Source organism: Streptomyces sp. Ag109_G2-15 (assembly GCF_900215565.1).
GTDB lineage: Bacteria > Actinomycetota > Actinomycetes > Streptomycetales > Streptomycetaceae > Streptomyces > Streptomyces diastatochromogenes.
In genome coordinates this window covers 2,553,168-2,568,342 of the sequence record NZ_OCNI01000001.1, presented here as the reverse complement: position 1 = coordinate 2,568,342, position 15,175 = coordinate 2,553,168, and the positions used below count along the sequence as shown (strand labels likewise).

The window sequence follows — 15,175 nt, the reverse complement described above, 5'->3', positions numbered from 1 at the left end:
CTCTAGTAGCTTTGCTTCATGTTTCCGACGATTCCCCGGGACAGGCCTCCGGTCCGGCCGGCGGCGACGCATGACGCCGTCCTGGTCGTGCCCGGGATCATGGGCACGGAGTTATACGAGGCCGCCACGGGGCGCATGCTCTGGGGCATGCCCAAGGTGGCCGAGTACGCCGCCCGTTGGGACCTCGACAAGGGCATGGACGCGCTCGCGCTGACCGAGGACGAGCGCGCGGGCCGCCTCGGCCGGGTGGTGCCCGGCCGGCTGCTGCGCACGCCCGCCTGGATGCCGTTGACCGACGGGTTCGAGCCGTACACGCCACTGGTGAAGAGCCTGCGCAAGGTCGCCCATCCCGACGCGGTCGCCGAGTTCGGCTACGACTGGCGTCTGCCCGTCGAGCACAACGCCCGGTTGCTGGCCGACGCGGTCGACCGGCATCTCACCGCCTGGCGTGCCCACCCCGACTGCGTGGCGGCCCGCGACCGCGCCCCCGACCAGCGGCCCGCGCGGATCGTCCTCGTCGCGCACTCCATGGGCGGCCTGGTGACCGCGGCCCTCGCGCTGATCCCCGGCGCCGTCGACGAGGTGCGCGCCGTCCTCACCGTGGGCACGCCCTTCCACGGCGCCGTCAAGGCCACGGAGATCCTGAACAGCGGCCGCGGCATGCTGGGACTGCCCGCGAAGAACCTCAGCCGCCTGGCCCGTACCCTCCCCGGCGTGCACGACCTGCTCCCCAGCTACCGCTGCCTGGACACCGGGGACGACGTCGTGGCGCTCACCCCGTCCGACGTGGAGAGCATCGGCGGGGACCGCGAACTGGCCCGCGACGCCTTCGAGTTGCACGCCCGGCTGGACAAGGCCGTGCTGCCGGGCCACCGGATCGTGGAGGGCACGGCCCAGCCCACCACGCAGTCGCTGCGCATCCGCGCCGGGGTGGTCGAGGCCCGGCACGTCGGCTACGACCGTCACGACGACGGCGAACTCCTGCGCGACGAGATCGGCCGGCTGGTCGAGTACGACCACGGCGGCGACGGCACCGTCTACCGCTACTCGACCACGCACGGCGACGTGGACACGTACGCCGTGGCCCAGCAGCACGCCGCGCTCGCGGTCACCGGCTCGGTCGTCGACTTCGCCCGGGGGCTGCTCACCGGAGACCGGCGCGGCGCCCGGCTCGGCGGCACCGATGTGGGCCTCGACCTGCCGGACCGGGTCGCGGTGGGCACCGAGTTCGAGGTCGTGGTGCGCACCGGGCAGGACCCGGCCCGGGTCAGCTGCCTGGTGGAGGACGCCGGTGCCGAGACACTCCAGGGCCCGGTCCGCAGGCCCATGCTGATGCCCGTACCCGGTGCGGACGGTGTGCTCGGCGCCCGCGTCCTGCTCGACCGGCCCGGGCTGTACCGCGTGAAGGTGGGCGGCGGCAACGACCCGGTGACCCGGTTGGTCATGGTGGCCTGACCGGCCCGGGGACGCGCAGACGGTACGAGGCACGGGCACAGGCACGGGGGCTGGGGCTGTATGGACGGGGACGGACAGGACGAGGGCTTCGCCGTCGTCACGGTGGCGATGGACAGTTACGTCGACACCGACCGGTTCGCCGAGGTCCACGAGGTCGTGGCCGAGGCGGGCGGCGTCGCCGGGCTGCTCGGCGAGTGGGGCGGCGAGCACCGGGTCTGGAAGGGCGAGGAGCGCACCCTGGCCGCCACCCAGGTCCGGCTGCGGGAGTGGTCCGCGGCGAGCCCGCCGCGCAACTCCATGCTGCTGTGGTTCGGGCACGGCGAGTCGAACGAGGACGACGCCCTGCTCGCCGTGCGCGGCGCGGGCACCGACGGCGAGGACGACGCCCTCACGCCCGAGGATCTGGGCAGACACCTCGTACGCAACTTCCGGCACCGGGCACTCGCGGACCGCTGGGCGGTCGTGGTCGTCGAGGCCTGCGGTGCCGCCCGGTTCGTCGAGGAGCTGCTGGCCTACGTCCTGCGGCAGCGCGCCGCCGTCCGTCTGCTGCTCATCGGCTCGGGCGCGGACCAGGGCAGCGGGTACGTGGCCTCCTTCCGCGAGGTGCTCACCCGGGTGCTGGCCGAGTTCTCCGACAACTACAGCCACATCCGGCTTCGGGACCTGGCGCAGCGCATCCAGGACCTGCTGTCGCCGGGCCGGGTGCTGTGCCTGCTCGAAGGAGACGAGCAGGTGGTCCGCCGGCACCCGGCGGGCCGGCCCGTGATCATGACGCTGGAGGACTACGCCCGGCCGCGCGGGGAGCCGCTGCCGTCCCCGGAGCCGGCCGGGGCCGTGCTGCCCAAGCCGCGCACTCCGGTCGGGGCGGACGCCCCCACCGGCGAGCTGTCGTGGTTCTTCGTCGGCCGGACCGAGGAGCGCGGCCGGATCGCCGGCTGGCTGGCGACCGCCGACCACGGCCTGCTGGCGGTCACCGGACCGCCCGGCTGCGGCAAGTCCGCGCTGCTGGGCCACATCCTGTTACGGACCGACCGGTCCGCGGAGCCGCCCGCGGCCGGCGAGGCACCCCGGCACGAGCCGTGGCCCGAGGACGTCCCGCGTCCCCGGGCGGACACCTTCCTGAACCTCACCGGCGCCTCGGTCCGGCAGGTCGTCGGCCAGCTGGCCCGGGTGTTCGCCGTACCGGCCCCGCCCGACACCTCGGGCGACGACGAACGCATACGCGCCCTCCTGGACGCCGTCCGCCCCGACGGCCGGCGCAGGACCCTGTTCGCCGACGGGCTGGACGCGTCCGCCGACCCGAACCGGCTCGCGGACCTGCTGCGCCGGCTCGGCGCGCTGCCCGACGTACGGGTGGTGGTCGGCACCCGGCCGTCGTCCGCGGACAGCCTCGACGTACCGCGTGCCGTGACCGAGGACCTGCTCGACGGCCTGGGGTGCGTCGAGGCGAACACCCTGCGCCTGCGCCCGGATCCGCAGGATCTCGCCGTCTACGTGCACGAGGTCCTGCGCGCCGAACGCGCCGCGTTCCAGCACCTGGACATCGACCTCGAAGCGGCCGTGCAGCGCGTCTCCGTCCTCGTCTGCACACCGCAGCAGCCGGGCGCGGAGCGCGACTTCCTCTACGCCACGCTGGCCGTGCACGAGATCATCGCCGACCCGTCGTTGCTGCTGGACAGCAGACGGGCGGACCTGGCCGACCTGCTCGGCAAGGACCACCGCCGGCTGTTCGCCGCCGTCGTCCGGCGCCTGCAGGTCGCGCTGCCGGGCAGTACGGCGGTGCTGCGCGCGCTGGCCTTCGCGCAGGGCCACGGGCTCCCCTGGGCCGAGCGGATCTGGGCCACCGTCGCCTCGGCGCTGAGCGACACCCCCGTCGACGCCGGGCTCCTGGAAGCCGTGTCGCAGGCGGCGGCGCCGTACATCATGCTGGACGCCGAGGACGGGCAGGCCGTCTACCGCCTGGCCCACCGCACCTTCCGCGACTTCCTCCTCGGCGACGACACGCAGGACGGGGACGTCACCCAAGACACCGCCCGGACGCGCGACGACCGGCTCGGTGTCGTCACCGCCCTGGCCCGGCTCGCCGCGACGAAGGACGAGGGCATGACGGCCCTGCCCCGGCCGCACCCCTACCTGCTGCGCCATCTCGCCGCGCACGCCGCCGAGGCGGGCCCCAGGGGATGGCGGGTGCTGGCCGACCACCCCGGGGTGCTCGACCATCTCGACCCGGCGGCGCTGGCCGGCGCCGCGCTGCGGTCCGGCGCCGGGCTCGGTGCGCTGCCCCCGGCCGTCACCGGGGCGCTCGCCCTGCTGCACCTGGCCGTGACCGCGGACCCGGGCGACCGCAGGGGACTGCGCGAACTCGGCACCTGGCGGACCACGGGCGCCGCCCCGGCCCCGCCCGCCGAGGGTTACGACGGTCCCCTCGCGCCCTGGACCGTACGGTGGGCCGCGCTGCAGCCGCACGCCCCGCATGTGACCCTCGCCGATCTGCACGTTCCGATGCGGTCCCTGCGGGTGTTCGCCCGGCGCACGGACGGGCGGCAGCTGCTGGTCGGCGCCGGGGACGCCGGGGTGGTGCGGGCCTGGGACCTGAGCACCGGCCTGGAAACGGCGCCCGCGCTGCGCGGCGGGCCCCAGGACGGGGCCCAGTGGGTGCTCGCCCCGCTGCGCGGACCGAGCGGCCGGGACAGGCTCGCCGCCGCCGGGGTCGACCGGACGCTGCGGCTCTGGGACGTGCTGACCGGACGACCGGCGAACACGGCGTACTCGCTGCTCGGGGACGCCGTACGCGCCATGGCGCCGTTCGCGGGAAAGCTGGCGATCGGCGACCTCCAGGGCCGGCTCTGGCTGTTCGACCCGGCCGCGGGCCGGGAGGACCGGCCCCACCGGACCGGTCACCATGGCGCGGTGCACGGCATGACCGTCTACCCGCGGCCCGGCTCCGGCCCGGATCGCGAGCGTCTCGTCACGGCCGACGGCAAGGGCTGGGTCCTGGTGTGGCGGGCGGACCGCAGCCGCCCCGAGAACGAGTGGCGGGCCCACGACACCGGCGTGAACGCGGTGACGACGTTCACCGATCCGGAAGACGGAGTGGTGCTGGCGACGGCGGGCCAGGACGGGACCGTACGGCTGTGGGACCCGCGGAACAAGGACAAGGACCAGCGGGAGTTGGGCCGGTTGACGGGGCATGAGGGTCCGGTGCACGCGGTGACGGCGTACACGGATCCGGAGGACGGGGTGGTGCTGGCGACGGCGGGCCAGGACGGGACGGTACGGCTGTGGGATCCGCGCGGCGGGCGGGAGTTGGGCCGGTTGACGGGGCATGAGGGTCCGGTGCACGCGGTGACGGCGTACACGGATCCGGAGGACGGGGTGGTGCTGGCGACGGCGGGCCAGGACGGGACCGTACGCCTGTGGGGCCCGCGCGGCAGGAGCGCGGCCGGGCAGCCGGCGGCACCGCCGTCACCGGTGCGCGCCCTGGCCGAGGCCGCCGACCCGGCCGACGGCGGCCTGCTGTGCGTGGCGTACGCCGACGGCGGTGTCGCCCGCTTCGGCGCGTCCGACGGCGCCCGCCGCACCGCGCCGGACCCGGGCGGCCCCGTCGTCGCCATGGCGTCCCTGGAGGACGCCGAGGGCGGCTGGCTGCTGGCCACGGCCCACACCGACGGGAGCATCCGGATCGGCGGCGTCGCCGACCCGGGGGAGCGGATCGAGGTGGCCGTACCGCCAGGACCGGGGCCGGGTGACGGGCCGGTGACGTTCCTGGCCGGGCTCCGGCTCGCCGACGGGCAGCGGGTCTTCGCCGGGCTCACCGAGGCCGGCGCGCTGTGCTGGTGGGACGCGCGCACCGGCACCCCGCTGGGGTCCGCCGACACCGGGCTGCCCGGGCCGTTCACGGCGCTGACCGCGATCCCGTACGGCTCGACGACCGCCCTGGCCGTCACCGGCGAAGGCGGCCACCACGTCTGGTGGTCCGCCGGTCCGGACGGGCACTGGAACCCGCTGTTCCCCGGGCACACGGGTCGGCTGGTCGCGCCGGCCGTGGTCCGTGGCCCGACGCCCGGGGACCGGGCGCTGGTCACCGTGAGCCGCGAGGGCGAGCTGCGGGTGTGGGACCGCACGGGCACCCGGCTGCTGCACACCGTACGGCTGGGACTGCGCTGCCACGCCCTGAGCGCGCTGGGCGAGGGCGGGGTCGCGGTGGGGACGCAGGACGGGATCGTCGTCCTCGGCCTCGACCCGAACGCGTGGGAAGGCGCCGGCGAACCCGGCGGGGAGGACGCGGGGGCGAGCCGAGTCGTGTTGGGCGAACGAGCTGACAGGCCGTCGGGTGTCGCCTGAGAATGAATGGTGCGAAGTACGTCGAGGGGGACGGGCGCATTGAAGAACGTCGCAGAGTGCAAGGAACTCATCGACCGGCTCTTCTGCCGTGACGAGGCCCAGTTCGGGGGCTACACGCTGGTCGGGGACCCGGAGATCGTCGTCCCGGAACGCCTGGTGCGGGCGACCCTGAACCGCCGGACGGAGACCCACGGGCACGACGCCTACCAGCTCACCGTCTTTCTCCAGATCACCGGCCTGGCCGGGGAGTTATGGGAGCACACCGCCCGCAACCTGCTCCGGGTCGGAGCGCTGAACCACCCCGCCCTGCCGCAGATCGCCATGGGCAAGTTCGTCCCGAACGAGGACATCGCCTTCACCCTCACCCGGGAGCGCGGCAAACCGATCAACATCGACCACACCGTCGCCTGGGCCCGGCGCGCCCCGCGCAGGGCGCTGGAACACTTCAGCAAGCTGCTGGACGCCCTCAACGAGCTGCACTCGGCGGGCATCATCCACCGCAACCTCACCGCGGCCTCGCTCAACACCCATGTGATCGACGTCTGGGACCCGGACCGGGTCGAGATCGTGCTGTCGCGGTTCGAGATGAGCACCCTGATGGGGAACGTCATCCGGACCGTGGGCGCGGGCAGCAGCCCCGACACGGTGGCCGAGGTCCGCCAGTTCTACACGGCACCCTCCGGCATCCAGGCCGAACGCCATCTCGCCTTCCTCGCCCCCGAGTTGCACTCCTACCTGTTCGACGAGCACACCAGCGTGCGGCGGGACTGGGTGAGCACCGACGTCTACGGGCTGGGGGCCACGGCCTGGGAGTGGTTCTGCGGCCGTATCCCCGACGTCCTGCCCGAGCCGTACGCGGAGGTGAGACAGGCCGGCGCGGCGGACCGCAAGGACGCGCTGGCCAGGCTGCAGCGGGCCATGGTGTCCCACCTCGCCACCGCCAAGCTGCCCGAGGCCCTGGCCCACGTGCTGCGCCGCATGATGGAGCCCCACCCGGACAGCCGCTGGACCGCGTACACCGCGGCGAAGCACCTCGACGAGAACTGGCAGCAGATCCAGGCCCACTGGGCCGGGCCGGACGAGAAGACGCCCCGGCTGGTCGCCTTCATGCCGGACGAGAGCGTGCAGATGCTCTACGAGGAACGGCAGTGGATCCGGCGCTCCCCGGCCACCCCGGCCGGCCGGGACGAACTGCAGTTCTTCCTGGAGCGGGAACTGGAGGACGCCGAACTGGTCCACTCCGAGCGCGGGGCCCTGGGCTACGCCACCGGACCGGAGGACCGGCTCAAGGAAGCGCAGTGGGTGCTGATCGGGCAGCGCGCCGTCTGGTTCTGCGCCGTCCTGTACGACCCCGTCCCCATGACGAACACCCGCAAGCACTTCGAACAGGTCCTGGTCATCAAGTACCTGCGCGACAAGGACATCACCATGGAGCTGGTGACGGCCAAGCGCAGGCGCAGGATCGAGAGCCCGCTCCAGCTGATCCCCTTCCGGCCCGGACAGGACATGTCCAAGGTCGTCGAGGGCAGGCGCTCCTGGGCGGACCTGCAGGAGGAGGTGCGCGGGCACGCCGGCAGCGACACGCTCAACGAGATGTACCTGCGCTCCCTGCAGTTCCTCCTCAACTACCAGCGCGTGGTGCTCCAGGCCCGGTCCTACCCGTTCCGCGTGGTCGAGACCGCCCACCAACAGGGCACGGTGACCATCGAGTTCGACGAGGACGCGGACGCCGAACGCCGGCACGCCAACCCGATGCTGGCCGCCTACGCGCTCGACGAGCGGCGCCGGCCGCGGTTCGGGGACTTCTTCACCGGGCTCGACGGTGAACGCGAGGGCAAGGCCACCCTGCTGAACGTGGTGCGCCGCAGCTCCACCCGCGAGCCGTACTTCGGCGGCTCGGGGGTCACCGCGGTCTTCCGGGAGTACGTCGACCCCCAGACGATCAGGGTCACCGTGCAGGGTGCGGGCACCATCCCCAGGACGGGCTGGATCCGGCACGTCGACGACGGCGGCAGCGGCCCCCAGCTCGACCGGCAGGAACGCGGACTGGCCCTGCTGCGGGCGCAGCCGCTGCTCATCGAGTCGCTGCGCGCGCCGTTCTCGTTCGACCTGGGGCGCGGCCGCTGGATCGACCCCCATCCCAAGGAGGGCGAGGTCGACTTCGGCCCCACCACGCGCAAGCTCATCGAGCGGATGCTCGGCACCCACCCGCTCTTCGCCCTGCAGGGACCGCCCGGCTCCGGCAAGTCGACCCTCACCGCCGCCGCCGTACGCCGCAATCTGGCCGTGGAGCAGGGGGCCCGGATCCTGGTCACCTCGCAGTCCAACCACACCCTCGACGGCCTGGCCCGCAAGCTCATCCAGCAGCAGGGCCCGCGCACCCTCATCCTGCGCGAGACCCCCACGGACAGGGAGGACGAGGTACGGGACGAGCTGGTGCGTTCCCACACGCTCACCCACCTGACCCGATCGGTGCGGGACGCCTCGACCAAGCTGCTCAGGGCCAGGCTCGCCCGTAAGTCCTACGAGCACCCGCCCTACGCCGACGCCCCCTACCCCCGCGACCTCGTCGAGCTGGGCGCGCGCTGGTGGATCGACCTGCCGAACCTGCCCCCGCTGGAGGAGGCCCGCCGGGAGCTGGCCGAGCAATGGCTCAAGCACATCACCTCCAACCAGCTCGAACTCAGTGAGCGGATCCGCAGCGGGGCCAGCGTGGTCCTCGCCACCTGCTCCATCGCCGCGACGATCAACGACGGCCGCTGGGACCCGAGGGACCTGTTCGACTGGGTGATCGTGGAGGAGGCCGCCAAGGCGTGGTCGACCGAGGTCATCGTCCCGCTGGTCCTCGGGGTGCGCTGGACCCTCATCGGCGACCACCTGCAGCTCGGGCCGCACCGCGAGGAGGAGCTGGAGGCCTTCCTCGACTCGCTGCGCGGCCACCGGGACCCCCTGGTGGCCCTGGAGTACGAGCAGAAGGACGACCATCTCAAGGCGCTTCGGCTGTTCCAGCAGATCTTCGCGGACAAGACCGAGCGCGACTACCAGCAGATGGACTCGGCCGTGGGCCGGATCGAGAAGCAGTTCCGTATGGACAAGACCATCGCCGAGCCGGTCAGCCGGGCCTTCTACCCCCGCGTCCCGCCGCGCGAGGAGAACGGGCTGCCCGTCAGCTTCCTGGAGACCGAGTGGTACAAGCCGCACGACCTGACCGCCCCGCACTTCCTGCGCGGCCGCTCGCTCGTCTGGGTCGACACCAGCGGCTGCGAGGGGTTCGGTGACGAACCCCGCTGGCGCAACATGGGGGAGGTGGACCTGGTGGACCGGATCGCCCAGTGGATGCAGCCGTCCTCCGCGCCTCCCGACCGCCTCGACGACGACGGCAGCCTCGCCGTACTCACGCCCTACAAGGCCCAGCTGGACCTGCTGGGCGGCCGGGACTCGCTGCGCGGCCGCGAGTACACCGTGCACTCCTTCCAGGGCCGGGAGGCCGACCGGGTCATCGTGTCCCTGGTGCGCAGCACGGCCGACCCGAGCGGCCGCATCGAGCGGAACGTCGGCCATGTGGGCCGGCGTGAGCTGATCAACGTGCTGATGTCACGGGCCAAGCGGCTGCTCGTCGTCGTCGGCGACCTGCAGCACTTCGCCACGTACGGCGGTGAGCACTGGGCGACGGTCACCAAGGTGCTGCGGCACTACGGCACCGTCGTCTCGGCCGACGAAGTGGGGCGGTCCTGATGAACGACCTGGTCCAACTGGCGCTGCCGTGCCGCATGCTGACCCTCAAGATGCAGGTCGGCCCGGAGGACGGCGAGACCACCCTGGAGACCCTCGTCACCAAGGCGATCGGCACCGGGCTGACCAAGGTGCAGGACCTGGCCGACCTGTTCGTCCTGCCGTACCGGGTCGTGCTCGACGTGGTGACCTCGCTGTGGGCACGCGGGCTGGTCACCATCGACCTGCAGAGCGGCGACCTCGCATTGAGCGACGGCGGCCGCGACAGCATCGGCACGGGCTCCGGGACCGCCGACGAGAACGGGGTGCAGGAGAGCCGGTCGTACCTCTTCGAACCGATCACCGGCAGCTTCTACGCGGAGCGGGAGGGCACGGCCAAGGCACCGCCGGGGGCCCTGCGCGCCCCCGTGGACCACGGGCTGAAGGCCTCGGACCTGCCGCAGCGCGACCTGCTGGCCGCGGTCCGCGCGGCCACCCGGTACGGCGGCGGGGCCGGCTTCCGGCGCCGCATCCTCAACGTCAGCTTCGGCAACCCGCTGCTGCAGCCGCCCCAGGAGATCCGCTGGTACACCGTCGGGGTCCAGGTCCGGGCCGACGACGACAGCGGGCGGCTGACCGTGTCCGTCGCCGACCCGGGCAAGCGGTTCTGGAGCGCCCGTGCCGAGGCCCGCTTCCAGGAGTACTTCGCCCGGCTCGGCGACGAACAGCCGGACAGCGCTCTGGTGCAGGCGCTGCGCGGGCGGGCGAGCCGGGTCCTGCTCGAACCCGAGGGCGTCCCGCAGCTGCTGACCCGGCTGGCCGCCCAGGTCGAGAAGCTGCCGAAGGTCGAGGCCGTCCACGCCGGGCAGCACCAGCAGAAGCTGGAGGACGTCGGACGCCAGATCCAGCAGCGGCTCAGGGGACTGCTCCAGGCCCGCGCGCACGTGGAGCCGATCGAGAACGCCCAGGGCCACGAGTGGGCGCTGAAGCACCTGCTGGCCAAGGCGGGCAAGCAGGTCGTCATCGTCTCCCCGTCGATCCGCTACTCCACCCTGAAGGACCTGCTGCCCGACCTGCAGGACGCGCTCAAGCGCAGGGTCCGGCTCGTCTTCTCCTGGGGACGCACGATCGGCGACTCGATCGCCCCGGAGGTGCGCACCGCGCTCAGCGAGCTGGCCGCCAAGTACCCGGGGCGGGTGCTGCTGTCCGACGCGAGCGTGCGCACCGCGGCCTGTGTCGTGATCCAGGACAACGTGCGCGCCTACGTCAGCGCCCACGGCCCGCTCGACCTGGTGAGCGGCTCCGGCGGCCAGCTGACGGGACTGCTGATCGAACCGTCGAAGTACGGTCCCGAGCTGCCCGCGTGCGTCGCGGAGCTGCTGCTGTGGGTCCGCCGGACCGGGTTCGCCGGTCAGGAGCGGCTGCAGGTCCTCACCCACCAGGACGAGTTCCCCGCGGCCGACGACGTCGAGCCCGTCGGCGCCGAGATCGCCGAGACGCCGCTGCCGGAGGGGCCCACCGACACCACCCCCGAGATGATGCGGATCTGGGCGGCGAGCTGGCACGAGCACCGCGCCGCGCTCGCCGACGCCGTGCGGCAGGCCACGGACGAGGCGCCGAGCGTGGAACTGGTGGAGGACGGCGCCCACCAGGACTACCTGTGGCAGGCGCTGCACGGCGCCACCGACAGGCTCGTCCTCGCCGACGACCGGATCAGCGCCCGCGCCGCCACCGAACGGGTCGCCGGCGCGCTGCGGGAGTGCGCCGACCGGGGTGTCGCGGTCCACCTGGTGCAGCCCTCCCCGGGCCGCGACGCCGACGCCGTCAAGGCGTTCACCAAGGTCGTCGAGGGAACCCGGGGCATCACCGTGCACCGACGGCGCTCCGGCGTCCGGCTGGTGGCCCGCGACGACACCCTCCAGCTCGGCAGCTTCGCCCCGCTGGGGCGCAGCACCGCCCGGGTCGAGGGCACGGGCAGCGCCAGCCAGCTCGGGGTACGGGTGCACGGCTCCCGGTTCGTGACCGACCTGCTCTCCCGGCTGGGCGTCGAGCAGGACCCGTACCCCGCACCGCGGGACCAGGAGTCCGCGCCCCCCGCCCCGCCGGTCACGGACGGCGCGACCGCCGCTTACGGCGCGCTGGTGACGGCGCGTCAGGCGGATGCCGAGGGCCGGTACGGCGAGGCGCTGACGGAGATCCTGCGCGACCTCGACGACCCCTGGCGGGTCCTGGAGGTCTGGCAGGAGCGCAAGGTCTCCGCCACCGATCTGCGGCGCGGCGCCGCCACGCTGCTGCGCCTGGGCGATCGGGTGCCGTCCGCGCACCGCAGGCGCTGGTGCCGCTGGCTGGTCGCTGACGCCTGGAGCCGGCACGCCTACTTCGAGGCCGCGCTGGTCGGGCGCCTGCTGCCCGACAGCGGCGAGCGGCTGACGGCGGCCGTGTGCACGGCGGCGCTGCCGCTGGAGTTCGGCCCGGTCGGCATGGCGCTGGAGCACACCGCCCTGGAGATCGAGGACGAGGGCGACCGGGCCGTCGCGGCCGTCGGCGGGCTCGCCGAGACCCTGCTGTGGGGCGGCCCCTCCGGCGGCCAGGTGGTCGACCTGCACGGCGAGACGCTGTCGCCCCGATGGCGTGAACTGGCCGCCGCCGTGCGCGAACTGGGCCTGCCCGAGGGGCGTGGCCTGCCGCTGGACGCGTTCACCGCGGAGCTGGCCACGACCCTGACGGCCGCCGAGGCGGAGGAGCGCTGGGCCGTGCTGGCCCGCAGGATCGACGAGATCCGGCGGCGCCGCGGGCGCTTCAACTTCGGCGCGGGACAGGCCTGGCACGACGGGATGTTCGCCGCGGACGGCGTCCTCACCCGCATCGAGGCGGCGACCACGGACCTCGCGCTCCGCCCCGGGCTGGGCTCCGAGCTGCCCTCCGACGTCCGCCGCCACGTCGACCGGCTGGTCGCCGACGCCGGGGAGGAACCCATCCAGTGGCGCAAGCAGATGTCGCACCTCAACCGGATAGAGGAGCTGGTCCTGGAGGCGCGCCGGCTGTCCGCCGGCACCGTGCGCCGGGCCGACGCCGGTGAACCGGTCCTCGCCCCCTTCCGGAGCTTCGCCGCGCTCACGGCCCAGGCCTGGGACGGGCTGTTCAGCGAGGCCGACGTCCTTCAACCGCCGTACCGCCACCCCCCGCTGGCGCTGCTGGAGCGCCTGAAGCCGGTGGCCAACTGGGCAAGGGTGCACGCATGACCGACGACCCCGTGATCGAACTGCTGGGCCGGTGGCCGGGCCGCTTCCGCTTCGGCCGGCTGGCGGTGGAGCTGCGCAGGCCGGAGCGGCTGGACGACGCCTCCCTCACCGATGCCGTGCTGCGCGGCATCGCCGAGGACGAGGACGAGCAGTCGGTCTTCGAGAGCCTGCTGCGGGAGGGGGAGGTGGAGGCCGCCGAGTACCTGCTGGAGCACGGCCCGCTGCCGGACCAGGCCCACCTCTCCCGCCGCCTGCAGGCCATCACGGCCCGCCGGCAGGAGCTGCTGGACGAACTCCGCTCCCGTCGGGCGGCGCTGCAGAAACGGGCCCTGGAGGCGGACCTGCCCCTGCCCGACCTGGACCTGGCGGAGCTGGAGCGGCGGTGCGCCGTCTCCTGGCCGGAGACACTGCCGCTGCTGGAGCAGGCCGAAGCCGACTTCAGTGAAAGGCTGCGGGCCGGGCAGCAGGCGCTCCGGGACCGGCTGGCGGAACGGGAGGCCGAGGGCACGACCGACCCCGCGGGGGCGGAGTCGAGCCGCGCGCTGATCGAAGCGGGGCTGCTGCGGGCCGCGGCCCGGCAGATCGACGACGGTACGCGCAGCTCCGGCCCGGAGCGGGTGCCCGCGCTGCCCGCCTGGATGCCGGAGGTGTCCCCGGAGCAGCTCCTGGAGTGGCACCTCGATCCCGTTCAGCAGCAGCGGCAGGCGCGCTTCGTCCGCTGGACACCGGCCGACGACTCGGCCCGGCAGCTGCTGGAGGCGTACGCCTCCCTGGCCGACGGCGGCTTCGACACGGCCCAGCGCTTCGCCACGGCACTCAACTCCTTCCTGAACCGCGACGACGCCGAGGACATCAGGCCCGACGAGGTCACGGGCGGCTATCTCACCACCGTGTCGCGGGCGTTCGCCGATCCGGAGATCGCGCGGTTCCGGCCCCTGGACAACCTGGACCTGTTCATCGGCGGGCCCGAGACCCGGGAGCCGGAAGGGATGGAGAAGGTCGCCCCGTTCGTGGCCGCGGGCCCGGCCCTTCGGGCACCGGCCGGCCGCGGCGGGTACGCGGTGCTCGGCCTGCGCGCGCTGCTGCAGCTGGCCACCCTGCGCACGGGACGCTCCACGGCACTGCTGCGGGTGCTGGGCCCCCAGTGGCCGCTGGCCGCGTTCGCGGGCCGTACGCCGGACGAACTCGACGAGCTGCTGGGGCCTGACGAGTCCTCACGGTGGCTGACCCTGCGCTGGATGCTCGACCTGACCGGCCTGGGCGGCATCACCGTCGCCGACGCGCTCGCCTACGCGACCGGCTGGGACCCGGCGCTGCTCCACCTCTTCCTCCAGGCCCTGGCCGAGCGGCAGGGCCGGGCCGGGGGCGGCACGCAGTGGCTGTCCCAGTGGCGTCAGGACCGGCCGTTCACGGCGGCCGTCGAGGACACGGTGCTCAGGCCGCTCGGCCCGTCCCTCGTCGCGCGGATCGCGTTCTGGGCCGCGCTCGCGGCGGCGCCGCCCGGTGAGGAGGTCACGGCGGAGGAACTCCTGACGGAGGCGCAGTACGCGGCCGACGTGATCCCCGACGCCGAGGCGGTCAGGGCCGCCATGGCCGGGCTCGTCCGGCTCCGGTCGGCGAAGGAGGCGTCCGCCGACCGCGTCCGGTTCCGCCGCTGCGGTGTCCTGGCCGTCCTCGGCGACCAGGCGCAGCAGCGGCTGGAGGCGGCCCTGCGGGACTGGGAGGCCCGCCCGGAGGACGCGGCGCCCGAGGACGACGGCCACGCCGTACGCCAGTGGGAGGCCCGGCGGCACGGCCTCAGCCCCGGATACGACGACTACATGGCGGCCCTCGCCGGCTCCGCTCCCGCCGCCGACCTGGACACCCGGCTGGCCGAGCTGGCGGCGCGGACCGCCGAGAACACGGTGGACGGGCAGCGCGTCGAGGGCACCACGGACCTGGTCCCGCTGCTGCGGGAGATGGCCGGCATGTGGCAGCAGGCGTTCCCCGGCCCGCAGGTGGAGATCGGCGCTCCGGCCGCGGCCGTGGCCCGGATCGGCACCCGCGCCGCGCAGGTGCTGCTGTACGAGCTGCTGGCGAACGCGGGCGAGGCGCTGGCCGGTTCGGACACCGGACGCGTCGCGATCCAGGTCGAGCCGTCCGGCGGCGAGTGGGTCGTGGACGTCCGGGACAGCGGCCCGGGAATCGGCGCCACCTACCCGCAGGGCCGCGAGGACCTGGTCTTCCGTGCGGGCCGCTCGACCAAGGGAGAAGGCCGCGGAGACGGCCTCCACCGCGTCCGGCGCATCGCCGAGGCGGTCGACGGCGACGTCCTGCTGGCCGCACGCTCACACGGCCACCCCGTCCTGAAGGGGGCTCACTTCCGTCTGATCCTGCCGATGGGCTGAGCGGGTACGACCCCGCTCAGCCCATCGGTCACGGGT

General features: G+C 74.0%; 5 protein-coding genes. All 5 read left to right on the top strand.

Annotated features, from left to right (window positions below; translation table 11 throughout):
• The first annotated feature begins 18 nt into the window (after positions 1-18).
• From CRP49_RS11240 to CRP49_RS11220, 5 genes are read left to right on the top strand one after another with little or no spacing between them, the layout of a single operon-like run.
• Positions 19-1,455: a triacylglycerol lipase gene (locus CRP49_RS11240; protein ID WP_097253244.1), complete on the top strand. Its 1,437-nt coding sequence runs from the start codon at positions 19-21 to the stop codon at positions 1,453-1,455.
• A 60-nt stretch (positions 1,456-1,515) separates the two neighbouring features.
• The gene (locus CRP49_RS11235; protein WP_097253243.1) at positions 1,516-5,799 is read left to right on the top strand and encodes an NACHT and WD repeat domain-containing protein; all 4,284 of its coding nucleotides are present in this window, start codon (positions 1,516-1,518) and stop codon (positions 5,797-5,799) included.
• 39 nt (positions 5,800-5,838) lie between these two features.
• Positions 5,839-9,534, top strand: coding sequence for an AAA domain-containing protein (locus CRP49_RS11230; protein WP_101924639.1), 3,696 nt, complete (start codon positions 5,839-5,841; stop codon positions 9,532-9,534).
• On the top strand, positions 9,534-12,752 hold the full coding sequence (locus CRP49_RS47465; RefSeq protein WP_097253241.1) for a hypothetical protein: 3,219 nt from the start codon (positions 9,534-9,536) through the stop codon (positions 12,750-12,752). The genes CRP49_RS11230 and CRP49_RS47465 overlap by 1 nt, the downstream gene beginning before the upstream one ends.
• The gene (locus CRP49_RS11220; protein ID WP_097253240.1) at positions 12,749-15,139 is read left to right on the top strand and encodes an ATP-binding protein; all 2,391 of its coding nucleotides are present in this window, start codon (positions 12,749-12,751) and stop codon (positions 15,137-15,139) included. The genes CRP49_RS47465 and CRP49_RS11220 overlap by 4 nt, the downstream gene beginning before the upstream one ends.
• Positions 15,140-15,175: the final 36 nt, after the last annotated feature.

Bases quoted from the DNA above. Each gene is read 5' to 3' on its own strand.
- CRP49_RS11240 (WP_097253244.1), top strand. From the start codon at position 19: ATGTTTCCGACGATTCCCCGGGACAGGCCTCCGGTCCGGCCGGCGGCG.
- CRP49_RS11235 (WP_097253243.1), top strand. From the start codon at position 1,516: ATGGACGGGGACGGACAGGACGAGGGCTTCGCCGTCGTCACGGTGGCG.
- CRP49_RS47465 (WP_097253241.1), top strand. From the start codon at position 9,534: ATGAACGACCTGGTCCAACTGGCGCTGCCGTGCCGCATGCTGACCCTC.
- CRP49_RS11220 (WP_097253240.1), top strand. From the start codon at position 12,749: ATGACCGACGACCCCGTGATCGAACTGCTGGGCCGGTGGCCGGGCCGC.